General features: G+C 49.1%; 20 protein-coding genes and 3 pseudogenes. 12 read left to right on the top strand and 11 right to left on the bottom strand.

Going from position 1 to position 23,964, the window contains the following annotated elements:
• The first annotated feature begins 70 nt into the window (after positions 1 to 70).
• Positions 71 to 688: a riboflavin synthase gene (locus GN241_10095; protein ID XAT57681.1), complete on the top strand. Its 618-nt coding sequence runs from the start codon at positions 71 to 73 to the stop codon at positions 686 to 688.
• Here the strand turns inward: GN241_10095 and GN241_10090 are convergent.
• On the bottom strand, positions 685 to 1,890 hold the full coding sequence (locus GN241_10090; protein XAT57680.1) for a DNA photolyase: 1,206 nt from the start codon (positions 1,888 to 1,890) through the stop codon (positions 685 to 687). The two genes, GN241_10095 and GN241_10090, sit on opposite strands and share 4 nt — an antisense overlap.
• A 265-nt stretch (positions 1,891 to 2,155) precedes the next feature.
• Here GN241_10090 and GN241_10085 point away from each other — a divergent pair, with 265 nt between their 5' ends.
• The 5 genes from GN241_10085 to GN241_10065 all read left to right on the top strand — a co-directional run bounded on the left by GN241_10085 (position 2,156) and on the right by GN241_10065 (position 5,528).
• A complete protein-coding gene (locus tag GN241_10085; GenBank protein ID XAT57679.1) occupies positions 2,156 to 2,782 on the top strand; it encodes an ATP-dependent Clp protease proteolytic subunit in 627 nt (208 codons plus the stop codon).
• A gap of 149 nt (positions 2,783 to 2,931) precedes the next feature.
• The gene (clpX, locus tag GN241_10080) at positions 2,932 to 4,197 is read left to right on the top strand and encodes an ATP-dependent Clp protease ATP-binding subunit ClpX (GenBank protein XAT57678.1); all 1,266 of its coding nucleotides are present in this window, start codon (positions 2,932 to 2,934) and stop codon (positions 4,195 to 4,197) included.
• A 100-nt stretch (positions 4,198 to 4,297) separates the two neighbouring features.
• Positions 4,298 to 4,684, top strand: a complete 387-nt coding sequence (locus tag GN241_10075; protein XAT57677.1) for an NADH:ubiquinone oxidoreductase subunit NDUFA12 — start codon at positions 4,298 to 4,300, stop codon at positions 4,682 to 4,684.
• 14 nt (positions 4,685 to 4,698) lie between these two features.
• On the top strand, positions 4,699 to 5,145 hold the full coding sequence (mlaD, locus tag GN241_10070) for an outer membrane lipid asymmetry maintenance protein MlaD (protein XAT57676.1): 447 nt from the start codon (positions 4,699 to 4,701) through the stop codon (positions 5,143 to 5,145).
• On the top strand, positions 5,145 to 5,528 hold the full coding sequence (locus GN241_10065; protein XAT57675.1) for a DUF2155 domain-containing protein: 384 nt from the start codon (positions 5,145 to 5,147) through the stop codon (positions 5,526 to 5,528). Before mlaD ends, GN241_10065 begins: the two co-directional genes overlap by 1 nt.
• Here GN241_10065 and GN241_10060 read toward each other — a convergent pair.
• The 3 genes and pseudogenes from GN241_10060 to accB form a co-directional block, all read right to left on the bottom strand.
• Positions 5,477 to 6,121: a leucyl/phenylalanyl-tRNA--protein transferase gene (locus GN241_10060; GenBank protein ID XAT57674.1), complete on the bottom strand. Its 645-nt coding sequence runs from the start codon at positions 6,119 to 6,121 to the stop codon at positions 5,477 to 5,479. The genes GN241_10065 and GN241_10060 overlap by 52 nt on opposite strands.
• Positions 6,122 to 6,222: 101 nt before the next feature.
• Positions 6,223 to 7,577: pseudogene (accC, locus tag GN241_10055) on the bottom strand (acetyl-CoA carboxylase biotin carboxylase subunit).
• Positions 7,578 to 7,586: 9 nt separating this feature from the next.
• Entirely contained in the window at positions 7,587 to 8,093 is a 507-nt protein-coding gene (gene accB, locus GN241_10050) for an acetyl-CoA carboxylase biotin carboxyl carrier protein (GenBank protein XAT57673.1), read from the bottom strand.
• Positions 8,094 to 8,344: 251 nt separating this feature from the next.
• On the opposite strand from accB, the gene GN241_10045 reads away from it, so the two are divergent.
• The gene (locus GN241_10045) at positions 8,345 to 9,910 is read left to right on the top strand and encodes an AMP-binding protein (GenBank protein ID XAT57672.1); all 1,566 of its coding nucleotides are present in this window, start codon (positions 8,345 to 8,347) and stop codon (positions 9,908 to 9,910) included.
• Between the two features lie 232 nt (positions 9,911 to 10,142).
• Here GN241_10045 and acs read toward each other — a convergent pair whose 3' ends face one another.
• The 6 genes from acs to GN241_10015 form a co-directional block, all read right to left on the bottom strand.
• On the bottom strand, positions 10,143 to 12,086 hold the full coding sequence (gene acs, locus GN241_10040) for an acetate--CoA ligase (protein XAT57671.1): 1,944 nt from the start codon (positions 12,084 to 12,086) through the stop codon (positions 10,143 to 10,145).
• A gap of 83 nt (positions 12,087 to 12,169) precedes the next feature.
• A complete protein-coding gene (locus tag GN241_10035; protein XAT57670.1) occupies positions 12,170 to 12,907 on the bottom strand; it encodes an ATP-binding cassette domain-containing protein in 738 nt (245 codons plus the stop codon).
• A 10-nt stretch (positions 12,908 to 12,917) separates the two neighbouring features.
• Positions 12,918 to 13,673 (bottom strand): ATP-binding cassette domain-containing protein, encoded by a 756-nt coding sequence (locus GN241_10030; protein XAT57669.1) that lies wholly within the window; start codon positions 13,671 to 13,673, stop codon positions 12,918 to 12,920.
• Between the two features lie 9 nt (positions 13,674 to 13,682).
• Positions 13,683 to 14,876 (bottom strand): branched-chain amino acid ABC transporter permease, encoded by a 1,194-nt coding sequence (locus tag GN241_10025; GenBank protein ID XAT57668.1) that lies wholly within the window; start codon positions 14,874 to 14,876, stop codon positions 13,683 to 13,685.
• 3 nt (positions 14,877 to 14,879) lie between these two features.
• Positions 14,880 to 15,911 (bottom strand): branched-chain amino acid ABC transporter permease, encoded by a 1,032-nt coding sequence (locus GN241_10020; protein ID XAT57667.1) that lies wholly within the window; start codon positions 15,909 to 15,911, stop codon positions 14,880 to 14,882.
• 100 nt (positions 15,912 to 16,011) lie between these two features.
• Positions 16,012 to 17,367 carry an ABC transporter substrate-binding protein gene (locus GN241_10015; protein XAT57666.1) on the bottom strand — a complete coding sequence of 452 codons (1,356 nt, stop codon included), beginning with the start codon at positions 17,365 to 17,367 and terminating at the stop codon, positions 16,012 to 16,014.
• 212 nt (positions 17,368 to 17,579) lie between these two features.
• Here GN241_10015 and GN241_10010 point away from each other — a divergent pair, with 212 nt between their 5' ends.
• The 5 genes and pseudogenes from GN241_10010 (at position 17,580) to GN241_09990 (ending at position 23,371) form a co-directional block, all read left to right on the top strand.
• Complete coding sequence (locus tag GN241_10010; GenBank protein ID XAT57665.1) at positions 17,580 to 18,908, top strand: helix-turn-helix domain-containing protein; 1,329 nt, start codon at positions 17,580 to 17,582, stop codon at positions 18,906 to 18,908.
• Between the two features lie 72 nt (positions 18,909 to 18,980).
• Positions 18,981 to 19,349 carry a response regulator gene (locus GN241_10005; protein ID XAT57664.1) on the top strand — a complete coding sequence of 123 codons (369 nt, stop codon included), beginning with the start codon at positions 18,981 to 18,983 and terminating at the stop codon, positions 19,347 to 19,349.
• Between the two features lie 2 nt (positions 19,350 to 19,351).
• Positions 19,352 to 19,573, top strand: a pseudogene (locus GN241_10000) (hypothetical protein).
• A 65-nt stretch (positions 19,574 to 19,638) separates the two neighbouring features.
• Positions 19,639 to 22,328: pseudogene (locus tag GN241_09995) on the top strand (sodium:solute symporter).
• A 56-nt stretch (positions 22,329 to 22,384) separates the two neighbouring features.
• The gene (locus GN241_09990) at positions 22,385 to 23,371 is read left to right on the top strand and encodes a hypothetical protein (GenBank protein XAT57663.1); all 987 of its coding nucleotides are present in this window, start codon (positions 22,385 to 22,387) and stop codon (positions 23,369 to 23,371) included.
• Positions 23,372 to 23,459: 88 nt separating this feature from the next.
• On the opposite strand, the gene GN241_09985 is transcribed toward GN241_09990, so the two are convergent.
• Positions 23,460 to 23,879 (bottom strand): TIGR01244 family phosphatase, encoded by a 420-nt coding sequence (locus GN241_09985; GenBank protein XAT57662.1) that lies wholly within the window; start codon positions 23,877 to 23,879, stop codon positions 23,460 to 23,462.
• Between the last annotated feature and the right edge of the window lie 85 nt (positions 23,880 to 23,964).

Raw genomic sequence — 23,964 nt, 5'->3', positions numbered from 1 at the left:
CTGTCGCTCGAATGCGCTAAATTTTTGGCATAATTGCGGCGAAGATAAGAAAATTTGGAGTCACCGAACAATGTTTACTGGGATCATCACCGATATTGGGCAGATTGAACGCGTTGAGCTTCGTGGCGATATCAGAGCCAGGTTAAAAACCAGCTATGACCATGAGACGATCGTCCTCGGTGCATCGATCGCGTGCAATGGTGTGTGTCTGACTGTTGTTGATTTTGGCGTTGGTTGGTTTGATGTTGATATTAGTGCAGAAACGGTTTCAAAAACCAATATTGGGCCGGCTGATACGGCGGCAAACAGTAGATCGGCTTGGGTTGAAGGGGGGCGGGTAAATCTCGAGCGTGCGCTCAAATTGGGCGATGAACTTGGCGGGCATATCGTGTCGGGCCATGTTGATGGTATTGCTGAAATCACGGCCATCACCGAGGAGGGCGACAGCACGCGGGTTGAATTTAAAGTGGCGAAAGATCTTGCGCGTTTTATAGCCCCAAAAGGGTCGGTGGCTTTGAACGGCACCTCGCTGACGGTGAATGAGGTTGGCGATGAAAGCTTCGGCGTCAATTTTATTCCCCATACCAAAACCGTCACAACATGGGGCGATATGGCGGTAGGGGATTTGGTTAACCTAGAAATAGACACGCTGGCCCGATATGTCGCCAGATTGACCGACACGCGTTAAATCATAGAGAGCGACGTTAAGATTTTCGGAATTTTTTCTCTGAATTTGAAGAAGCCTTTTGTGGCATAGGGCCAAGAAACAATGTCGTAGGCGCGCATCACTTGCGTCAGCTGAATGCCGTGATTGCCTAATAAGCTTTTCATTTTTTCAAGCATTTGTGACGTACTTCCTACCGGAGCATAGGGTGTGACTATCTGCTCTAATTTGTTTTCTAGCGCCCAAGATAAGATCGCTTCAAGGGTGTCCACGTCTGAGCAATTAAGCAGGTTGGGTTTCCAGTGCTTTGCCGCCGCATCCAAAGTTGCGTTGTTAAATTCAAGCAATTTCGGGTTCGAAACCAGCATAGTGTCCGTATCAATCGGGCGATAAACGGCCGATGCGATGCAATCGCTATGATGAGTGAGATGGGCAATATTTAGATCCTCTGAATGAAGCAAGAAGCCAGTTTTGTGCCCGTCTAGGTAACGATTGGGTGGGTCTATTGTTTTAGGGCGTGTCGTATGCGCGGTGTCGTTCAGCGGCGGCGCGACCTGGGCCAATCCTTTGGGGGCGAAGCGGCCATTGGTGAAGCGTTGAATATTTTCGGCGCGCGCCAGATAGGTTTTCCCAACAGAATGCAAGCCCACCACCCAGCGCCAGCTTAGCGTGTTTGAGGCAGCATCGCCATCCAGAAGGTGCCGCAAAAAAAAGTCAGCACCCAATTGCCAGGGCAACTGCAGCGTGTAAACCCAGATCGAGGCAAACCACATTCTTGCATGATTGTGCAGATATCCGGTTTCGGCCAGTTCTTTTGCCCAGGCATCAAAACAATCTATCCCGGTTTCGCCAAGGCAGGCTGCTGCCCAACGATCGCGCAGGCCCGATTGAGTTTGCAAATCATGAGTTAGGTGCTGCACATCGGTGCAGTATTGCGCCCAAATATGAGGTCTGCTTTCGAGCCATCCTTTGAAATATGTGCGCCAAAAAATCTCATCTATGAATTTTCCAGCCGCGTTGAGAGAATGCGCTGACAGCACTTTTCTTAAAACCTCTTCTTCCGTTATAACACGTCGTTTTATAAAAGCAGAGAGCTGTGACACATGTTTATGCTGGCCCGAGCCCAAATCAAAGTTTCGATTTTTTGCATAGGATTTTCCAGCTTTTGGTAAAAAAGAATTCAAGAGCACAAGGGCTTCTTTTCGCGATCCTGAACAAGCCTGCATTAAAAATTCCGTTATTACCGTTGCTTGAGAGATAATCCGAAAGCGGATGATTTCAAGGCGGTAAAAACAAACGGGTTTTGGCTTTTGTTTTAGAAGCATATGAAGCTTAAGAGCATCAAATGTTACTTAAAAGCGTGGGTTTTGTCTAAAACAAGCGAGTTGCCAGCTTTGCAAGCAGGTTTAATATGCGTGAGCTATTGCAGAGCGAGGGTTGCAGCACTAAGACTCTTATTACTTAGATATCCTTAGGAATAGGCAGGGCAGAATGAAAGATCCATTAGACACATATATGAACAGCTTGGTTCCGATGGTGGTTGAACAAACCAGCCGCGGCGAGCGCGCCTATGATATCTTCTCAAGGCTTTTAAAAGAGCGGATCATTTTTCTCAGCGGTCCCGTCCATGATGGGATGTCCAGCTTGATCGTTGCGCAGTTGCTACATCTTGAGGCGGAGAACCCCTCTAAAGAGATTAGCATGTATATCAACAGCCCGGGCGGTGTAGTGACCAGTGGATTGTCGATTTACGATACGATGCAATATATCAAACCCAAAGTTTCAACTCTTGTGATCGGGCAGGCGGCTTCAATGGGGTCCTTACTGCTTACGGCAGGTGAAAAAGGCATGCGCTTCTCGCTTCCAAATAGTCGGATTATGGTGCACCAACCCTCGGGTGGATATCAGGGGCAAGCCACTGATATCATGATACACGCTGAAGAAACATTAAAGCTCAAGAAACGCCTGAATGAAATCTATGTGACGCATACCGGCCAAGATCTTGATCAGGTTGAAACGGCTCTTGAGCGCGATAATTTTATGTCACCCGAAGATGCGAAAGACTGGGGATTGATTGATGAAATCGTGACCAATCGCGCGAAAGATGACGCGGAATAAAGTTCGTCTTGTGACAGCGCCCGCAAAGGCAGGAGGTTTGAAGCAAAATTTTGGCATTGTAGAGCCGCCACGCCTAGCTTAAGCTAGCAGGCACTATATGCAGACGCGTAAAGTTTTTTTAGGATTTCTAAAATCCAAAAGGGTAGTACATGGCATCAAATTCCGGTGGTGAAAACAAAAATACTCTTTATTGCAGCTTCTGCGGTAAAAGCCAGCATGAGGTGCGAAAGCTGATCGCTGGTCCGACGGTGTTCATCTGTGACGAATGCGTCGAGCTCTGCATGGATATTATCCGCGAGGAAACCAAAAGCTCGGGTTTGAAATCCTCAGAAGGGGTTCCAACGCCGCGCGAAATTTGCGGCGTCCTTGACGATTATGTGATTGGTCAAAGCGTTGCCAAACGTGTCTTATCGGTGGCGGTTCACAACCATTATAAACGTTTGAATCACGCTGCTAAATCGGGCGATATCGAATTGTCAAAATCCAACATTTTGCTGATCGGTCCAACTGGCTGCGGCAAAACCTTGCTTGCCCAGACCTTGGCACGGATTCTAGAAGTGCCCTTCACAATGGCGGATGCAACCACTCTGACTGAAGCCGGCTATGTGGGGGAGGATGTCGAAAATATTATTTTGAAGCTTCTGCAAGCGTCTGAATATAATGTTGAACGTGCCCAGCGCGGCATCGTTTACATCGATGAAGTTGATAAAATCACCCGGAAATCTGAAAATCCATCGATCACCCGGGATGTGTCGGGTGAGGGGGTTCAACAAGCTTTGCTGAAGCTTATGGAGGGTACTGTTGCAAGTGTGCCTCCGCAAGGGGGCCGAAAGCATCCGCAGCAAGAGTTTTTACAAGTGGATACGACCAATATTTTATTCATTTGCGGTGGCGCTTTCGCTGGGTTGGATAAGATTATTGCGCAGCGTGGCAAAGGCAGCGCGATGGGGTTTGGCGCCGATGTGCGCGATAATGATGAGCGCGGTGTGGGTGAGGTCTTTCAAGATTTAGAACCCGAAGATCTTCTGAAATTTGGTCTTATTCCCGAATTTGTGGGGCGTTTGCCCGTTTTGGCGACGCTAGAAGACCTGGATCAAGACGCGCTAGTCACGATTTTGACTCAGCCTAAAAATGCGTTGGTGAAGCAATATCAGCGCTTGTTTGAGCTGGAGGAAACAAACCTGACATTCACCGATGAAGCGCTCGATGCAATCGCACAACGGGCGATCAAGCGTAAAACTGGCGCCCGCGGATTGCGCTCAATCCTAGAAGATATCTTGCTGGATACGATGTTTGATTTGCCAGGTATGGACGAGGTTCAAGAGGTTGTTGTGAATGAAGATTCGGTTAATTCCGATGTGGCGCCTTTGATGATTTATTCTGATGCTAAAAAAGAATCGGCAACTGCTGGGTAGGGTTAGAGTTATGGGGCGCGCGAATTCGGTTATTTACCTTTAGGGTGCAACCTTATAGAGCGTTCGGGTAAATGAGATTATTTGCGATTTGGAGAGTGTCATGGGTGTTTTGAAAAGCCTGCTAAGGGCGATTACGTGGTGGCATGGTCAAACCTTAAACACGCAGCTGTTTACATGGCGCAAGGGGCTTAAAGTGGGCATGGATGGGCAGGGCAATACCTATTACCAAAATGCTGATGATAGCCGCCGGTGGGTTATTTTTAACGGAGAAATCGAAGCCAGTCGGGTTAGCCCTGATTGGCATGGATGGCTTCATCATACTTGGAACGATCCTCCCAATGTTGCGCCGTTAAAGCGTAAAACTTGGGAAAAGGCGCATCAAGAAAATTTAACGGGCACGCAATCTGCCTATGCCCCGGCAGGATCCTTACGCCTCCAGTCCCCCAAGCCCGCACAAGATTATGAAGCGTGGCAACCAGAAGGGTAACGGAGAGCTCTAGCATGTCTGAGAACCGTCTTGAAATTGCCGTTGGCGGGGTGGTTTTAGCCCTCGCGGTGGGGTTTGCGGTATTCCTAGCGCAATCAACCGGATTGTCCGGATCATCTTCTTCATACCCGATATCGGCCTCTTTCCGCTCGGCAGAGGGGATCAGTGTTGGCACTGACATTCGCCTAGCGGGTGTGAAAATTGGAACGATTAGCGATTTGAAATTGAATTCCGAAACTTACCGCGCTGAATCTATCCTGTCGGTTAGAAATGACGTTCGAATTCCAGATGACAGTGCTTTGGCTGTGGCTTCAGAAGGCCTTTTGGGCGGCAGTTTTATCGAAGTGATCCCTGGTGCCTCGTTGGATTATTTAGAGGCTGGCGATGAGATTATTGACACGCAAGGCTCGGTTAGCTTGATTCAATTGTTGTTGAAGTTCGTGTCTAGCGGCCAAAACTGATGCGGTTTGGCTTTTTTGGCTTTTTGATCGGGTTCGCTATTTTTCCCCAGGATGGGCAGGCGCAATCCGCCGTGCAAACGGCAGATGGGGCGGTACTTCGCGGATTAGACAAAGTCAGCGGCGACATACAAGATTTTCCGCTACGCGCCGGGTCTTCTTTTGATCTTGGCGCCTTGAATGTGGCACTCTCCGAATGTCGCTATCCAGTCGATAATCCGATGGGCGATGCATTTGCTTATATCACAATTTCTGAGGATCCGCTTCAACCGCCAGTATTTATGGGGTGGATGGTGGCCTCGTCACCGGCCTTAAATCCACTGGATCACCGACGTTATGATGTTTGGGTTTTGCGCTGCGCAATGTCTGAAGCATCTACAGAATAATGTCTGTTTAAAAAATCGCCATTTTCCTGCAGGGCATGGCGCAACTTTTGATGATAATCGGCGCGGCTGATTTCGATGGCTCCCAGAGATTGCAAATGCGGCGTTATAAATTGAGTGTCAAAAAGCTTAAATCCTGTGTGCTTCAATCGATGGATAAGATAAGCCAGCGCGATTTTTGATCCATCCGTCTGCCTAGAAAACATGCTTTCACCAAAAAAGGCAGCTCCGATCGTTAGCCCATAAACACCTCCGGCCATCCTACCCTTTTGCCAGACTTCCAAGGAATGGGCATGGCCCAATCTGGCCAATTCGCAGTAGAGGTTAAAAATCCGCGTGTTGATCCAAGTTTCGCTGCGCTCAGCGCAGGCTTGCATAACGTCTGGAAAGGCTGAATTGATCCGAATTTCGTAATTTTCCTGACGGATCCTGCGGCCTAAACTACGCGAGATATGATAATTATCCAACGGAAATATGCCACGAAACTTTGGATCAACCCAGAATATATCTGGATCATTCCGTCCCTCCGACATTGGAAAAACGCCTTGTCGATAAGCTTGTAGCAAAAATTCAGGGGCAAAAGCGTCATCTGCCATTACGCGTATCGCCCCTTATTTCAGCGCTCCAAGCCGCGTGCCTATGCGGTCACTTCTTGTCAAAATGAAGGGCTTTGCTGTGCCGAATATTCCTAACATTGTTAACGCTGGTCAAAATCCTGCGATTCCAACCAATCCTCCAGCCAGTGAATATTGTAATCTCCACTCAAAACCTCTTGCGCGTTCAGAAGTGCTTCAAAAAGTGGAATGGTTGAGTCAACACCATCAACGATCAACTCAGCCAAGGCGCGGCTTAGACGCGCCAATGCTTCCGGGCGGTCGCGCCCATGCACGATGAGTTTTCCAATCAGACTGTCGTAATAGGGCGGAATGGAATAGCCAGCGTAAAGCGCGCTATCCATGCGCACACCCAATCCGCCAGGGGCATGATAGGCTGTGATTTTACCGGGGCAGGGTGAAAAGTTGGGCAGTTTTTCTGCGTTGATCCGCACTTCTATAGCGTGCCCATCAATATTTAAGTCTGATTGCGAAAAGCTCATCTCAAGCCCGCTAGCAACGCGAATTTGTTCGCGCACCAGATCCACGCCAAAAATGGCCTCCGTCACCGGATGTTCAACTTGCAAACGCGTGTTCATTTCGATGAAGTAAAAGGCGCCATTTTCGTATAAAAATTCAATGGTTCCAGCGCCAATATAATTTATCTTAGCAACGGCGTCGGCGCATACTTTTCCGATCGCGGCGCGTTCTTCAGCTGAGATAGAGGGGCCGGGGGCCTCTTCGAATACTTTTTGGTGCCGCCGCTGTAACGAGCAATCTCTTTCACCAAGATGAACCGCTTTGCCTTTTCCATCGCCAAATACTTGAATTTCAATATGGCGCGGAGTCGTAAGATATTTTTCTATGTAAACCTCATCATTGCCAAAAGCCGCTTTGCCTTCTGCGCGAGCGGTCATAAATGCTTGTTCCATCCCGGCTTCGTTTTGGGCAACTTTCATGCCGCGCCCTCCGCCCCCGCGGTGGCTTTGATAATTACTGGATAGCCAAACTCTGCGCCAATGCGATAGGCCTCTTGCAAGGTTGCAACGCCGCCATCTGAACCAGGTACGCAGGGCACGCCGAGGGCTTTCATCGTGTCTTTGGCTGAAATCTTATCCCCCATGATGCGAATATGCTCTGCGGTTGGGCCAATAAAAGTTAAATCATGATCCTCTACGATTTGAACGAATTGCGCATTCTCCGAAAGAAAGCCGTAGCCGGGGTGAATGGCCTGGGCGCCAGTGATCTCACAGGCTGAGATAATCGCTGGTACGGATAAATAACTCGCGCCACTGCTGGGTGGCCCAATACAAACCGATTCATCCGCCATTCGCACATGCATCGCATCGCTATCCGCAGTGGAATGCACAGCCACTGATTTTATACCCATTTCACGGCAGGCTCTGATGATCCGCAGCGCGATTTCGCCCCGATTTGCAATAAGTACTTTTTCAAACATCAAACCGCCTTACTCGATAATGACCAGCGGCGTTCCAAATTCGACGGCGGCGCCATCCTCAACGAAAATGCGCTTGATTGTTCCAGATTTTGGGGCTGGAATATGGTTCATGGTTTTCATGGCCTCGACGATCATCAATGTGTCGCCTTCGTTAATTTGAGCGCCGGTTGAAATGAAGGCCGGCGCGCCAGGCTCTGCTTGCATATAAATCGTACCCACCATTGGACAGGTTACCGCTCCGGGATGGCTTGCAGGATCTGATGCGTCTGTGGTGTTATTTGACTCCGTTGCGGCAGCAGCAGCGGCAGGGGCGTGTGGCGTAGGCGCGGCAACCTGTTGCATGATCGGTGCCGCCGGGACCATCGCAGCCGATGCGGTTCGCGATACGCGCACGTTCAAGCTATCATCGGCGCCATATTCTCGTAAAACCTCAATCTCGCTAAGGTCTTGGCGCTCTAAAAGGTCGGCGAGACCTTCTATAAAAGCAATATCATCCTTGCGTTTTTGCGTTGTCATGTTTCCCTCATTCTTTGTTTTTAGCCTGCTCTTGGCCTCGTTTCTATGACTATACGTCATGCGGTGCTGGGTGAAAAGAAATGGATTTACGATTGTTGTCAGGAAAATGCAGTTTTGTACTATTTTTCGCAGATTTTGAGGGGATGAAAGTGCGTTGAAGAGACAAAAGCCGTTGAACGCGTCGAATTTTGCGCCAATTTGAGGCTAGAAACGCATCAGTTGATTGGTTAAAGGGAAGAAAAGGAAAACCCATGAATTTGGCAGTTTGGTTAGACCGGCAGGCCCGCGCTGCCCCCGAGCGGCCAGCCTTATTTTGGGGCAAAGATACCGTTGCAACTTACAGCCAGTTTGCAGGCTCCTGCGGTCGCATCGCTGATTGGCTGCGCGTAAATGCCGTTCTACCAGGGGATCGGGTTGCAGTATTTATGAAAAACCAACCTGATTACTTGCGTTTGATTTATGGCATCTGGCAGGCTGGGGCGGTTGTTGTGCCAATCAATGCAAAGCTGCACCCCAAAGAATTGATTTGGATATTGGAACATTCTGAGGCACTGGTGCTGTTCTGTGAGCCTGAAATCGTCGCAACATTGCAACAGGACAGCGCGGCAGAATCGCTTGCAATTACCTATGTTGCTGTCGCGCCAAATATGCTTGATGAAGCTTTGAAACAGCTGGCGCCTGATATGGGCATCAGGCAAGCCACTGAAATGGGGTTATTTCAAAACATCACCGCCCGTAGCAGCTGCGATCTGGCGTGGCTTTTTTACACCTCTGGAACAACGGGAAAGCCCAAAGGCGTGATGATTACGCATGGGATGCTACAGGCGATGGCGCTGGGTTATTTTGCCGATGTGGATGCTGTGAGCGTACAAGATTCAGCGATTTATGCAGCGCCTCTTTCCCATGGGGCGGGGCTTTATAATGTAATGCATGTCTTGAAGGGCGCGCAGCATGTCTTTCCACGTTCCGGTGGGTTTGATCCGCTTGAAATTTTTGAATTGGCTAATTTTTTTCAACGGGCCCATCTGTTCGCTGCGCCGACAATGGTCAAACGCATGACCAAGGCCGCGCAACACACGCCTGGCAAAGTTTCGGGTTTGCGCAGCGTTATTTATGGCGGCGGTCCCATGTATTTGAGCGATATCGTGGATGCCACTGCCTGTTTTGGCCCAATTTTCATTCAAATTTATGGTCAGGGAGAATGCCCAATGGCTATAACCGCGCTGTCTCGCGCGGATATTTCCGATCGTGAAACAGCGGGATGGCAAGCGCGTCTATCGTCCGTAGGGCGGGCGCAATCGGTTGTTGAGCTACAACTTTTTGATCGTGAGGGAGAGGTTGCATCGCTAGGGCAGGTTGGCGAGATCGCCGTGAAGGGCGCTCCGGTGATGTCTGGATATTGGAAAGATCCACAAGCCACGCAAGCGGCGTTCAAGAATGGGTGGCTTTTGACCGGTGATATGGGGAAATTGGATAAGGCGGGCTACTTAACATTGATAGATCGGTCCAAAGACGTGATTATTTCGGGGGGTAGCAATATCTACCCCCGAGAGGTTGAAGAGGTTTTGCTGCATCATCCCAGCATTTGCGAAGTATCCGTTATTGGCCGCAGGCATTCTGATTGGGGGGAAGAGGTGATTGCCTTTGTGGTGCCTTGGCCATCACATAGCGTTTCGAAAAGCGCGTTGGATCAATTCTGCCTTGACCGGATTGCGCGTTTTAAACGTCCAAAAGAGTATATCTTTGTATCCGAGTTACCCAAGAATAATTATGGGAAAGTTTTGAAAACAGCGTTGAGATCTTTAATAAATGATTAAAAAATACTTATTTATATGTACTTACTGGTCTTTTTTTATGTAACTTTTTCGAGCGACTGAAGCTAAAACTGTTCCGGTGCGGCAAACCCCACCCGATCCCGGTCTGAAGGGTGCTCAACAGTTGCAATCAATCACAGGCGCAGGGCCATTGCACCCGAGAGGGGCTCCGCAAAGCGCTTTTCGGGCACAAAAAACGCAGGTAATGATTTGCCTAAGCCCCTTTGCAATTTTTTTATCCGCGATTCATCCGGTTTTCGATCAGTTCATCAACAACCGCTGGCTCTGCCAAGGTTGAGGTATCTCCCAAACTGCCATAGTCATTCTCGGCGATTTTGCGCAAAATCCGGCGCATAATTTTTCCTGAACGGGTTTTTGGCAGACCCGGGGCCCATTGCACTAAATCAGGCGAAGCGATGGGGCCGATTTCTTTACGCACCCATTGGCGCAATTCGCTGCGCAATTCCTCGTTTGGCGCTTCCCCACTCATCAGCGTGACGTAACAATAAATGCCTTGGCCTTTGATATCATGCGGATAGCCGACAACAGCAGCTTCCGACACTTTTGGGTGGGCAACCAATGCGCTTTCCACCTCAGCTGTACCCATACGGTGACCTGAGACATTGATCACATCGTCAACGCGCCCTGTGATCCAGTAATAGCCATCGGCATCGCGCCGGCAGCCATCTCCTGAAAAGTAATAGCCTTTAAAATCGCTGAAATAGGTTTTCACGAAGCGGTCATGGTCTCCAAAAACGCTGCGCATTTGGCCGGGCCAACTGTCTTTGATGCACAAAACGCCCTCGGCTTCGGTTGAGGTGATTTCTTCGCCTGTTGTCGGGTCTAAAATGACGGGTTGCACCCCAAAGAAGGGCAGGGTCGCAGAACCCGGTTTTGTGGTGGTTGCTCCGGGCAGAGGGGTTAGCAAATGCCCGCCCGTTTCGGTTTGCCACCATGTATCAACAATTGGGCAATTGCCTTTTCCAACCACATCATTATACCAATTCCAAGCTTCCGGGTTGATGGGCTCTCCAACGGTGCCTAACACTTTTAAGGAGCTTAAATCACATTTGCTTACAAACTCATCACCTTGGCCCATCAGCGCCCGGATCGCGGTTGGGGCCGTGTAGAATTGGTTTACTCTGTGTTTCTCACAGACTTGCCAAAACCGGCTTGCATCGGGATAAGTGGGCACACCTTCAAACATTAGCGTGGTGGCGCCATTGGCCAGGGGGCCATAAACGATATAGCTGTGCCCGGTCACCCAGCCCACATCCGCCGTACACCAGAAAATATCGCCCTGATGATAATCAAATACATATTCATGGGTCATTGATGCCCAAACAAGATAGCCGCCTGAACTGTGCAAAACGCCTTTGGGCTTGCCGGTCGAGCCCGAGGTATACAGCACGAATAAGGGATCTTCGGCGTTCATCTCTGTTGGTGGGCAATGCGAATCCGCCTTGTCCATCATCGCTGCAAACGCGAAATCGCGCCCTTCCTTTAGGCCAACATCGCTTCCTGTGCGTTCAACCACAAGCGTTTTGACATCACCGCAGATCGCCAAAGCTTTGTCTACATTGGCTTTCAGGGGGGTGTTCTTGCCCCCGCGCGGCGCTTCATCTGCTGTGACCAGCAGCACAGCACCGCAATCTTCTACACGGCTTGCCAAAGCCTCTGGCGAAAATCCGGCAAACACAATCGAATGGATCGCCCCAATCCGCGTGCAGGCCAACATTGCATAAGCCGCTTCTGGGATCATCGGCATATATAGCACCACCCGATCCCCTTTTTTTACGCCAAGGCTCTTGTAAACATTCGATAATTTGCTCACTTGCTGATGCAATTCATCATAGGTGATATGTTTGCTTTCAGCGGGGTTATCGCCTTCCCAGATAATAGCGGTTTGGCTGCCACGGCTTTCAAGATGGCGGTCAATGCAGTTTGCCGAGACGTTCAGCGTGCCATCTTCGAACCATTTAATGGACACGTCAGGATGTTCGTAAGAGACGTTTTTAACCGTTTCAAATGGTTTTATCCAATCAACCCGCTTCCCATGTTCGGCCCAAAAGCTGATTGGATCTTCAATCGACTGGGCATAAAGCGCTTCGTAGCTGGCTTTGTCGATATGCGCGTTTTCAGCGAATTTAGCCGTAGGTGCATAGGATGTCTGACTCATAACTCTGGTCCCTAATGTCAGAAAATCTTAATTTTCTGTTGGTGGTCTTGAAGGCGGATAAAAACCGCCCTCAGCGTTTGCGTTTAGATGGCAAGATATTCGGCACGCAAGTCGGGGTTGTCCAGCACTTCTTTGGCGCTGCCATCAAAAATCACGCTTCCCGTGTCTAAGATAACGGAGCGATCTGCCAGTTCAAGCGCGCGCACTGCGTTTTGCTCAACGATAATGGTTGTCATGCCCTGATCTTTGATGACTTGCAAAGTTTTTTCAATTTCATCAACGATCACTGGGGCCAAACCTTCGTAAGGTTCATCCAGTAACAGCAGCTTGATGTCTCGTGCTAGCGCGCGGGCAATTGACAACATTTGCTGCTCACCCCCCGATAATGTTGTCCCGTCTTGCTTTCGTCTTTCGCCTAGGCGCGGGAACAGGTTATAAATACGATCAAGTCCCCAACCGACAGGTTCCGCTATCTGGGCCAATTGCAGATTTTCTTCAACGGTAAGGCCGGAAATGATCCGCCGGTCTTCCGGTACCAAAGAAACACCAGATGTTGCGGCTTGATAGCTGGTCATTTTGTGCAGGGCCTTGTGATCTAACCAAATTTCTCCACGCTGTACCACCGGGCTGTCAAGACGCGCGATACTACGAAGTGTAGATGTTTTTCCAGCCCCGTTGCGCCCTAAAAGCGCCAAAATCTCTCCTTCATGCACATTGAAGCTGACACCCTGAACAATATAGCTTTCATCATAATATGAATGAATGTCATGCACAGAAAAATAAGACGGTGCATGGGGATCGATAGCCAGATTTCCAGACATTATCTGCTCCTCAATGAGTTTCGCCGAGATAGGCTTCTTTGACTTTTGGATGCCCTTTGATTTTGTCTGGAACGTCTTCCACTAGTGGAGTGCCTTGCGCCAGAACTGTTATGCGATCAGCTAGGGAGAAAACAACATGCATGTCATGTTCTATGATTGCTATGGTGATATCTCGCTTCTGTTTGATTTCATTTAGTAAATCGATTGTATTGTTAGTATCGGCACGCGCCATGCCGGCTGTGGGTTCGTCTAACAAAAGCAAGCGCGGGTTTTGACTCAGGCACATGCCTATTTCTAAGCGGCGCTTGTCACCGCGTGACAACGATGCGGCTTGCATTTCACGTTTGTCCAACATGTTCATTTCTTCGAGCATCTTATAAGCAGCGTTTAACACCGTTTTATCAGCCATCACATTAGACATAGCATCTATGGAAAAAGAGCCATCGCGCGCCGCAAATATAGGTATCATCATATTTTCCAAAACAGTCAGATCCCCGAAAATTTCAGGTGTTTGGAACACGCGAGAAATACCTAATTGGTTGATTTCATGTGCAGATCGGCCCAAAACAGACTTACCATCAAACATTACGGAACCGCTATCGGGAATCAATTTACCGATCAGGCAGTTTAGTAGCGTTGACTTGCCCGCCCCGTTTGGTCCGATTATCGCATGGCAGGTGTTTTCCTTAACGCTCAGATTGACTTCCGATAAGGCTTGAAGCCCACCAAAGCGTTTGCCGATGTCTTTTATTTCAAGAATACCCATCAGTTCCTCTTACTCGGCTGGTTCTTTTTGGGGGTTGGTTTCACCCTCTGGTCGTTTTTTCAGTAACTTAGCGACCCGCTGGCCCAGTTCCACCAAGCCGCCCGGTAAAAAGATGATGACGGCCATAAACATCAATCCCAATGTAAGGTGCCAGCCTTTACCAATAAACGGGTGGATAATGGATACAATGAAGTCTTCCATGCCCTGAGGCAAAAATGAAAACCACTGATGCAGCAAGTTGTCGTTAATTTTTGAAAAAATATTTTCAAAATACTTGATCAATCCAGCGCCGAGAACAGGCCCGATCAAGGTGCCCACACCACCTAGAATGGTCATAAGCACCACTTCTCCAGAGGCGGTCCACTGCATCCTCTCAGCTCCTGCAAGCGGATCCATTGAAACCATCAGGCCACCGGCTAGACCTGCGTACATTCCCGAGACGACAAAACAGGCCAACATATAAGGCCGAGTGTTAAGGCCTGTGTAGTTTAAACGCTGTTGGTTTGACTTTATCGCCCGCAACATCATCCCGAACGGTGAGCGGAAAATGCGTATCGCAATAAAAAAAGAAAGAAGCATCACCAAACCCGAAACGTAGTAGCCTACATTGAACGTCCAAAGCCAATTTCCTACAGCCAACTGAAAACTGTCATTCATCTCTAGCCCCAGTAAACTTGGTGCAGGAATATTTCCGCTTTCGTTCGCTCGATCAAGAATACGGGGATCATTAAGACTCGTTTGAAGCCCGGTTTCTCCTCCAGTGATTGGAGTTAGAACCGATGCTGCCAAGGCAAAAGACATCTGCGCAAAAGCGAGCGTGAGAATGGAAAAATAAATTCCTGACCGGCGCAGCGAGATAAAACCGATTATAAGTGCGAAGATACCTGCAACGATCGTTGATACTATAATTGCGGGGATCACATTGATTGTCAGCAATTTCAGCATCCAGACACCCGCGTAAGATCCCGCGCCGAGAAAAGCCGCATGTCCGAAAGACAAGTACCCGGTTAAGCCAAAAAGAATATTGAAGCCAATCGCAAAGATTCCAAAAATGACAAATCGCTGCATTAAGTCCGGATAGCCAGCATTGAATTGGGCTAATGCAGAGCCTTCGGGGAACGGATTAAGAAATATAGGTGCTAAAACGACCAAAATTGCCACCGTTAGCAGAAGTTGTGCGTCTTTCTTTTCGAGCCCAAACATTGATTAGTCCTCCATCACGCCTTTGCGTCCCATGAGCCCACGAGGGCGCGTGAGTAGAATTACGATTGCTGCAAGGTAAATTACGACCTGATTGATCCCGGGCAGAAATTCGATTACTTCGCGCATCGATGCAAAACTTTCAAGAATACCCAAGAGCAGACCAGCCAAGACAGCGCCCGGCAGCGATCCCATGCCGCCGACTACAACCACTACGAATGAGATCACAAGAAAGTCCATACCCATGTGATAGTTTGGAGGGTTGATCGGAGTATACATCACCCCTGCAAGCCCAGCCACCGCAGCGGCTACGCCAAACATAACCGTAAAGCGCCTGTCAATATTAATGCCCAGCATGCCAACAGTTTCACGGTCTGCCATACCGGCACGTACAACCATTCCGAAGGTGGTGAATTGCAAAAACGCAAACACAAGCGCAATCAAAATCATCGCAAAACAGAAATATAAAATGCGCCAATAAGGATAGATGATTTTACCAGCATCCAAACCGATCAGAGCGCCGAAATCAAAAGATCCCACAAATGCCTCGGGCGCTGGCGTAGGAATTTGGTTGGCGCCGAAGTAATATTTGACTATTTCTTGAAGTACGATCGCTAAGCCAAAAGTCACCAAAATCTGGTCCGCATGCGGACGTTTGTAAAAATATTTAATTAAGCCCCGTTCCATGATGACGCCAATCAGTATCATTACTGGGATGGCAAATAGAATTGAAAGAGGAACGGCCCAGTCGATCAACGTCCCGCCGGTTTCGGGACCAAACCAGTCATTTACATAGGGAACTTCTACCTTCAGCGGTTTGCCCAAAAAATCCTTTTTTGTTTCGTCAATTATCGTGTGCGATGTTGTAAGAATTCGGCTGAGCGTGACTGCACAGAATGCCCCCATCATAAATAGGGCGCCATGCGCGAAATTTACCACGCCCAAGGTGCCAAAGATCAGCGTCAGGCCAAGCGCAATCAGGGCGTAGGCACTGCCTTTATCGAGCCCGTTGAGGATTTGTAGAATAATTTGATCCATTGTCTCTAAAAACTTTTGCCAGACCGGTTTTTTTAAACCAAATAATTACAATATGCACCGACCCCGCATATCTCAAGGTCGGTGCAATTTATTGTTTCGCTTATGCGCCTGGGTTGCAAGAACCTAGATCGCCGCCAAATATAGAAGCATCATAGCTCACTGCCGATGCAGGTGTCACGTCAACGATTTCAAGCAAGTCAAAGTCGTTTTCAGGGTTTTCTTTCCCTTTAACAACCAGAACGTCTTTAAAGCACTGGTGATCTTCTGCGCGATAAAGCGTTGGGCCGTTGCCCAAGCCGTCAAATTCGAAGCCTTCAAGCGCTTCGGCTACGGCACATGGGTTGAATGAGCCCGCACGTTGCACTGCGTCTGCATATAACAATGTTTGACAGTAAACTGTGTGTGCAGCTTGAGAGGGTGGGAAGCCATATTTGGTTCCGAAAGATTGCACGAAAGCGTTCGTTCCGGCGTATCTTGCACCTGCAACATTTTCAAGCGACCAGTGCCAGTTTGTTGAACCAAAAATTCCAGCCACGTTTTTACCAGCACCTTTTGCCATCAACCGTGAGTACAGCGGAACGATGATCTCAAAGTTCTTACCATTGGCCTGTGCGGCGCGCAAACCAAATTGTACGGCAGACGTCAGTGAGTTAACCATGTTTCCACCATAATGGTTCAGAACCAAAACATCGGCGCCTGACCCCAGAACAGGAGCTACATAGGATGAGAAATCAGTTTGCGCCAAAGGCGTTTTAACTGCTGCAACAGTTTCCCAGCCCATAGCTTCGGTTGAGGTACGTACCGCTTCTTCCGTTGTATAGCCCCAGTTGTAGTCGGCGGTCAGGTGATAGGCTTTGCGATCCTTGCCATAATTTGAAGCCAATATCGGGGCCAAAGCGGCGCCAGACATATATGAATTAAAGAAATGGCGGAAACCATTTGCTTTCTTATCTTTACCGGTGGTGTCGTTCGAATGCGTTAGGCCTGCCATAAAGATAATGCCTGCTTCCTGGCACAAAGATTGTACAGCCACAGCAACACCAGAAGAAGAACCGCCTGTGATCATAATGGCGCCGTCTTTTTCGATCATGGAGCGCGCAGAGGCTCGTGCTGCATCAGGTTTAGTTTGCGTATCTCCTGTTACATATTCGACTTTTTTGCCCAAAATGCCCGTACCGTCGAGAGCTTTAGAGCTGAATGTGGACATCATGCCACCGTCACCACCGCCATTTAAGTGCTCTACAGCCAATTTGTATGCGCGCAGCTCATCTGCGCCCTCATCTGCATATGGCCCAGTTTGAGGCACGTTGAACCCAAGCGTTACGGTGCCGCCCGTAGGGGCATTGGTATACCCTGCATGGCTGCCTGCTGAAAGAATTGTCGGCAGAGCCAAGCCTGCACCGGCAATTGCGCCGGTTTTTAAAACGCCGCGGCGTGTAAAATTAGATTTTGACATAAAAACCTCCCATGTCGCGTTTCAAGCCCAGTCTCCTCCGATCGGGCGTACATCACTAGAATGTAAGGTATTTATCTTCAGAATTGGAAAATTTCGCAATAAACATCATCAAATCAAAGAAAATTTTGTAAATTAATGTAAATAGAATAGACAATTTTTGTAAATTTATTTATGTTGCAGTGCGGCATACCGCTGAAATTAAGGTGTAAAATATGGTGTCAGAAAACACACCGGGCGCACGGATTCGGCAAGCCCGGCTTGCGGCGGGCCTGAAACAAGCCGAATTGGCGGCGAGGGCTGGGATATCGGCGCCCTATTTAAATTTGATTGAGCATGATCGTCGGAAAATCGCTGGTAAATTGTTGATTGATCTTGCAAAGCTGCTCGACGTGGAGGCCTCGCTTTTAAGCCAAGGGGCAGAGGCGGCGTTGATTGCGGGATTGAATGATATCGCGGCGCTATTGGATACGGAGGCGGCGGTTTTACCTAAAGACACCGCCGATTTTGCTGCACGGTTTTTACCTTGGGCAAACCGCTTGGTGGCGCTGCATGGAAAATACCGCGAACTTGAACATATGGTGAATGCGATGGCCGATCGTTTGTCGCATGATCCGCGCTTGGCGGATTCCTTGTTTGAAGTGCTTAGCGCAGCAACCGCAATCCGCTCTACCAGCGCTATTTTGGCCGAAACGACTAATATCGAGCCCGAGTGGCAAAACCGGTTTCATCGCAATTTAAACGAGGATAGCAGCCGGTTGGCAGCGGGAGCCCAAGCTTTGGTGGGGTTTCTAGATCCTGAGGAGGCAAATCAAAACAATATCTTATCGCCGCGCGAAGAGTTTGATGGGTTTTTGGCCGCGCAGCGATATTACTTTGAAGAATTTGAAGAAAGTGGTGGCGATGTGACGCGCTATGTTGAAGCTTGTTCTCAATTGTCAGCCCAAGCGCAACAGTTATTGTGGAATTACCTTGAGCAGTATCAAAAAGATGCTCTTGCGTTGCCACAAACCACGTTGTCGCGAATTTTGAATGAGTTTGGCAGTGATCCTGTTGAGGCTGCGCGCCGCTCAGGCCAAGCCTTGCCAGTGGTTATGCGGCGCATGGCAACGCTGAGCACCCAGATTTTAAACGTTGAGGTGGGCCTGTTGATTTGTGATGCGTCAGGAAGCGTGCTCTTCAACAAACCCGTTCCAGGGTTTAAATTGCCCATATCTGCGGGGTTTTGTGCCATCTGGCCAGTTTTTGAAGCACTGCAACTTCCGATGCGTCCGATCCGCCTCAAGCTTCAACAAAATGGGCGTGAAGGCGGGCTGTTTCAAAGCTTTTCATTTGCCCAGCTTCCGGAAATTCCAATGAGTGCTGATCCTGTGTTACCCTTGGGCTATATGCTGCTTCAGCCTCACGAAAGCTTACCTCAGGGGTCATTTGCAGAAATGGCACACGCGCAGCTGCCGCGTGAAGTAGGCTTAACCTGTCGGCTTTGCACGCGCATAGATTGTTCTGCTCGCCGTGAAATTTCCGTGTTTGCCGAAGAGTTTTGACATCGGTGGAAGAAATATTGTTTAGTATCGCTTAAGCCGTGCTGTTCACAGCAGTCAGTTTTGGGAGGAACGATGGCGAAGACGGTTCTGCTTATCGAGGATGAGCCAAATATCATTGAGGCAGTGCAATATATCCTGTCGCGCAATGGATGGCAGGTAAAAACGCATGCGAATGGGCATGATGCCAATGCTGTGATTCAAAGCAGCCTACCTGATTTGATTATTTTGGATGTGATGCTTCCGGGAAAAAGCGGCTATGATATTTTAAGAGAAATCCGGCTTACCCCTGAATGTTTGGATATTCCAGTATTGATATTGACAGCGCGGGGCCAGACGAAAGACCGCCAAATGGCCGAGGCTTTAGGCGCAAGCCGGTTCATGACAAAACCGTTTTCCAATCAAGAGATGTTAGACGCTGTTCGCGAATTGGCTGGGGTGTAAGCATGCCACAGGGACCCGTTTTTTTAGAACGGCGCAATTACAAGGCGCGCAGAGTGATTGACGCGGCGCATATTCTGCCACTGCTGGGCATTTTTTTGTGGAGTGTGCCATTCCTGTGGCAGTCTATCGAAGAGCCGTCGATCTTAATTTCTAGCGCGGGTCTTTATGTGTTTGGCGTCTGGCTCCTCTTGATTATTAGTCAGTTTGTTTTGTCTTGGAAGTTGCGGCATTTGCCTGAGGATGTTCAGCGCTCGATAGATGTATCGGGTTCCGATAAGGCCGAACTCTAATGTTGAACCTCCTCATTTTCGTGTGCTTACTTTATGTTGGGTTGTTGTTTGCAGTAGCGTTTATTGCGGAAAAAGCCGCGATGCGCGGCCGCGGTAGATGGTTGCGCAGCGCCTGGATTTATACTTTATCCATTTCAATATATTGTACAGCCTGGACCTTTTACGGCGCCGTTGGCTATGCTGCGCGCTCAGGCTTGGAGTTTCTGACAATTTATATTGGACCGTCATTGGTTATGTTTGGCTGGTGGTGGGTTTTACGCAAGCTGGTGCGTATCGGTCGCAGCCAGAGGGTCACTTCGATCGCAGATTTATTGTCGTCTCGATTTGGAAAATCAAACAGTTTGGCGGCTTTGATCACATTTTTGGCTGTGGTCGGCACAACCCCATACATCGCGCTGCAACTGCAATCTGTTACCCTTTCCTTTGAAGTGTTCGCAGCGTCTGGACAGGTTGGACAAAGCGCAACATTGGGGGGTAATACGGCGTTTTGGGTTGCCGTTGGTTTGGCTTTATTCACCATCGTTTTTGGAACCCGAAACCTGGATGTAAATGAACGACATCACGGTGTGGTGATTGCGATCGCGGTTGAGGCGATTGTGAAGCTGTTTGCGCTTTTGGCGGTTGGTGTTTTTGTTGTCTGGGGGCTTATGGGAGGAATCGGGCAGACATTTGCAAAAATTGATCAGTCGTCCCTGGCGCATTGGAGCGTTGATAACAGCCGCTGGGCCAGCCTGACATTCTTGTCCGCGGCGGCATTTTTGTGCCTGCCTCGGATGTTTCAGGTTCTAGTGGTTGAAAATGAAGATGAGGCATTTTTGGAAACTGCCTCATGGGCCTTTCCGCTTTATTTGCTGTTAATGTCGCTTTTCGTGGTGCCAATCGCGGTTGTTGGGCTTGATATCTTGCCATCTGACGCCAACCCGGATTTGTTCGTTTTGACCTTGCCGTTGTCTCAGGGGCAAGACAGTCTAGCTATTCTGGCCTTTTTAGGTGGGTTCTCATCGGCCACCTCGATGGTGATTGTGGCCTCAATCGCCCTGTCAACGATGGTTTCGAACCACGTGGTGATGCCGCTTTTTTTGCGGGTCAGCGGCAATAGGCTGAGCATGTCGGGCGATGTGCGCAAAGTGATTTTGACGGCCCGGCGTTTGTCAATCGCGGTGATCTTGCTCTTGGGGTATCTGTATTATTCGCTGTCCGGCGGGGGCGCTGCGCTGGCCGCTATCGGCTTGGTGTCATTTACTGGTGTAGTACAAGTATTGCCGGCTCTGATCGGTGGTATTTTTTGGCGCGGGGCAACCCGTCTGGGGGCGTTATGGGGGTAGGCACGGGCTTTGGTATTTGGCTTTATACCTTATTTATACCAAGTTTGGGTTTGGATCTTGGTTTCTTGATGCAGCTGATGCAGCTGGGTCCGTTTGAAATTTCTTGGCTGCGCCCACAGGCTTTATTTGGAATTTCGGGTTTAGATCCCTTGGTACATGCGGTGTTCTGGAGCATCTCTTTGAACAGTTTGGTATTTGTTTTTGTATCATTAATAAGTTTTCCATCACCCTTGGAACGGTTGCAGGCGGTACAATTCGTGAATACCTTTGATCACGCTCCTAGCCCGCATAGTTGGAATGGCCGGGTGGGGCAAAGCGAAGAGCTGATGGTGATGGCGCAACGGATCTTGGGATCCCTCGAAGCGCAGGCTTTGTTTCAAAGCGAAGTTGTGAAGCAGGGTGGGGCTGGATATCTTCCTGAACCCACACCAGAGTTTTTACAGAAACTAGAGCGGGCGCTTGCAGGGTCGGTCGGGGCGGCGACGGCGCATGCGATGATGGGAAAAATAATGGGCGGTCTTGCCGTCTCTGTTCAAGATCTGATGGCGGTGGCCGATGAAACCGCCCAAATGCTTGAATATTCAAGTCGGCTTGAAATGAAATCAAATGAATTGGTGCGCACGGCGGGCCAATTGCGGCGCGCAAACGATAAACTGACCAGGCTATCCGTGCAAAAAGATGCCTTTCTATCCCAGATCAGCCATGAGCTGCGCACCCCAATGACTTCTATATTGGCTTTTGCCGAAATTTTGCGCGATGGCCCTGATTTATCCACGGATGATTTGAACAAATATGCGGGGATCATTCACGAAGAATCGCTCAGGCTAACCCAGCTTTTGGACGATCTGCTTGATTTGAGCGTGCTAGAGAATGGACAAGTCACGTTAAAAATTAGCAGCACCGCGATCGAGCCCTTGCTGCAACGCGCGGCGCTGACAGTCGGTGGTGGGGCCGAGCTTGATAAATTGGCTTTGCGGGTAAAGCTGCCCGAAAACTGCCCTGAGATAAAAACCGATGATACAAGGCTTGGCCAAGTGTTCATCAATTTAATCGCCAATGCGGTTAAATATTGTGAAGCGGCGGCGCCATCCCTGACCGTAACAGGGTTTCAAAGAGGTCGTCAGTTGGTTTTGGATTTCGTAGATAATGGCCGCGGTATCCCAAAGGATCAGCAAGATCTGATTTTTGAGAAATTTTCACGGGCTGGGGATCAAAAGGCCGGCGGTGCGGGATTGGGATTGGCGATCTGCAAAGAAATAATGCAGCGCTTGGGCGGAGATATTTCATATTTGCCGGGCCAAGGTGGCGCAGGGTTTCGGGTTTTATTGCCTTTAGATGACGGCCGCTCCTCAAAACGCGTTTAAAGGAAATTTTAAGCATCAATAGGCTAAAGCTTTCTCACAGGGTCGGAAACGGCATCTTGCTTAGGAAAAGCGCGATCGAGAGAGCCGCTAATATATTGCGCCAAAAAGCCAGCTTAGCGCGTCCACAAGGAAAGCAGGTCCACCGGATCATCAGTGAAGGTTTGCAAATCTCTTTCGCCAAATCAGCACTCGGGCAGATGAACTTAGCGCTGCGTCCAGCGCATCACGACTCGCAGCTGCTTTTAGCGCAGGATATCGCTATAGCTTTAAAGGATTTTGTTCTAATTACAGCTTTAAAAGGCGACGATGAGACGTTAGGTTTTGCGGCCTTGAATGGTACTGCGCTCAGATGTTTGATCGAAATCCAAACATTGGGGCGCGTTTTGGGGCATGCTTTGGCACGCGGACGCACCTCAACGCGCACTGATTTTGCGTTGGTTGCCCCCTTCATAGATGAGGTTTTGCGATCAATGTCGCTGAAAGGGCTTTCTGTGCGCTTGCAAGAAGCTTTGAAAGGATTGCGCGTGAGGTTTCCCGCACAGGATCCAGACGCTTTGTGTTTGTGGTTAAGCAGTTCTCATTTCACGACATTTCAAATCAGTTTTTCGGTTGAAAATGTCGCCGATAATTTAGTGATTATGGTTGCGGTTCCCTGCGAAATAATGAGCTTGGGTTCGGTGATGCAAAAGGGCGAAGGTTTAAAGCTGGGCGTGCAAACCGATTTGATGTCGCTACAGGCAAATTTACGCGCAGAGCTACACCGCTTTTTAATACCTTGGAATGCGCTTGAAAAATGGCAGAAAGGCACGATCTTACCCCTTCCTCAAACGGTTTTTGACAATGCCTTGCTTCGGCCCGAGGGGGGCGCTGCGCCTCTGCCGGTAAAGTTAGGGAAAATAGGGCTGCGGCGGGCAGTCGTTTTAAATACCCTCGAAACTGAGCTTACTGGGCCTGCATCGCCTCCTGAGCAGGTTGAGTCGCTGAAGGGGGCGCAGCCAAGTGGCAATGAAACGCAGGACGGGGAAAATGAAGGCAAAGTTTGAGCGGGTTTTGTATTTGCCTTCGGTTTTGAAACGCAAGCAAAAGGCCATCTAACCTGCTGTTGGAGCAAAACCCAGCGTGGCTTTATGGCTATGCGCTTTTGCTAAGATAAGGCCGTAGCCCGTCCAATGGATAGCCCGCTTGTGCGGTTAATGATAAAATTTCGTCTGCGTCGCGCTGACCCGCTTGTGATAAGGCCCAGATGATCGTGCACCGTGTTCCAGAGGCACAATAGGCCAGAACGGGCCCTTGTGATTGCTCTATCAATTCAACTTGATGGGCAATGGTTTCCTGGTCCATGCTGTGGCTGCTCAGCGGTAGCACTTCAAACCGCATTCCGGCCGCTTCAACTGCGACTTTTATAACTTCGGATTGCACTTCTAGAGGAACTTCAAAATCTGGTCGGTTGCAGATTATCGTCGTGAAACCGGCCTTTTTTAAATCATCAACATCCGCAATATCGATTTGTGGAGAAACGTGGTAACGGCCATATATGTGTTGTGCAGTCATGAGAATCCGGTAGCTTTTGTGGTTGATATTGTCATATTCATCCGCCACAGCCTAGGCTGTATTCTAATCATTTCATATTGAAAAA

The organism is Rhodobacteraceae bacterium IMCC1335, assembly GCA_039640495.1.
Classification (GTDB): domain Bacteria; phylum Pseudomonadota; class Alphaproteobacteria; order Rhodobacterales; family Rhodobacteraceae; genus Thalassovivens.
Note: the sequence above shows the minus strand (reverse complement) of the source record. Positions and strands in the feature narration are given on the sequence as shown.

Bases quoted from the DNA above. Each gene is read 5' to 3' on its own strand.
- GN241_10005 (XAT57664.1), top strand. From the start codon at position 18,981: ATGGCGAAGACGGTTCTGCTTATCGAGGATGAGCCAAATATCATTGAG.
- GN241_10035 (XAT57670.1), bottom strand. From the start codon at position 12,907: ATGTCTGGAAATCTGGCTATCGATCCCCATGCACCGTCTTATTTTTCT.
- GN241_10015 (XAT57666.1), bottom strand. From the start codon at position 17,367: ATGTCAAAATCTAATTTTACACGCCGCGGCGTTTTAAAAACCGGCGCA.
- GN241_10085 (XAT57679.1), top strand. From the start codon at position 2,156: ATGAAAGATCCATTAGACACATATATGAACAGCTTGGTTCCGATGGTG.
- GN241_10020 (XAT57667.1), bottom strand. From the start codon at position 15,911: ATGGATCAAATTATTCTACAAATCCTCAACGGGCTCGATAAAGGCAGT.
- acs (XAT57671.1), bottom strand. From the start codon at position 12,086: ATGAGTCAGACATCCTATGCACCTACGGCTAAATTCGCTGAAAACGCG.
- GN241_10025 (XAT57668.1), bottom strand. From the start codon at position 14,876: ATGTTTGGGCTCGAAAAGAAAGACGCACAACTTCTGCTAACGGTGGCA.
- GN241_10045 (XAT57672.1), top strand. From the start codon at position 8,345: ATGAATTTGGCAGTTTGGTTAGACCGGCAGGCCCGCGCTGCCCCCGAG.
- GN241_10095 (XAT57681.1), top strand. From the start codon at position 71: ATGTTTACTGGGATCATCACCGATATTGGGCAGATTGAACGCGTTGAG.
- mlaD (XAT57676.1), top strand. From the start codon at position 4,699: ATGTCTGAGAACCGTCTTGAAATTGCCGTTGGCGGGGTGGTTTTAGCC.
- GN241_10030 (XAT57669.1), bottom strand. From the start codon at position 13,673: ATGGGTATTCTTGAAATAAAAGACATCGGCAAACGCTTTGGTGGGCTT.
- accB (XAT57673.1), bottom strand. From the start codon at position 8,093: ATGACAACGCAAAAACGCAAGGATGATATTGCTTTTATAGAAGGTCTC.
- GN241_10090 (XAT57680.1), bottom strand. From the start codon at position 1,890: ATGCAGGCTTGTTCAGGATCGCGAAAAGAAGCCCTTGTGCTCTTGAAT.
- GN241_10060 (XAT57674.1), bottom strand. From the start codon at position 6,121: ATGGCAGATGACGCTTTTGCCCCTGAATTTTTGCTACAAGCTTATCGA.
- GN241_10075 (XAT57677.1), top strand. From the start codon at position 4,298: ATGGGTGTTTTGAAAAGCCTGCTAAGGGCGATTACGTGGTGGCATGGT.
- clpX (XAT57678.1), top strand. From the start codon at position 2,932: ATGGCATCAAATTCCGGTGGTGAAAACAAAAATACTCTTTATTGCAGC.
- GN241_10010 (XAT57665.1), top strand. From the start codon at position 17,580: ATGGTGTCAGAAAACACACCGGGCGCACGGATTCGGCAAGCCCGGCTT.
- GN241_10065 (XAT57675.1), top strand. From the start codon at position 5,145: ATGCGGTTTGGCTTTTTTGGCTTTTTGATCGGGTTCGCTATTTTTCCC.
- GN241_09985 (XAT57662.1), bottom strand. From the start codon at position 23,879: ATGACTGCACAACACATATATGGCCGTTACCACGTTTCTCCACAAATC.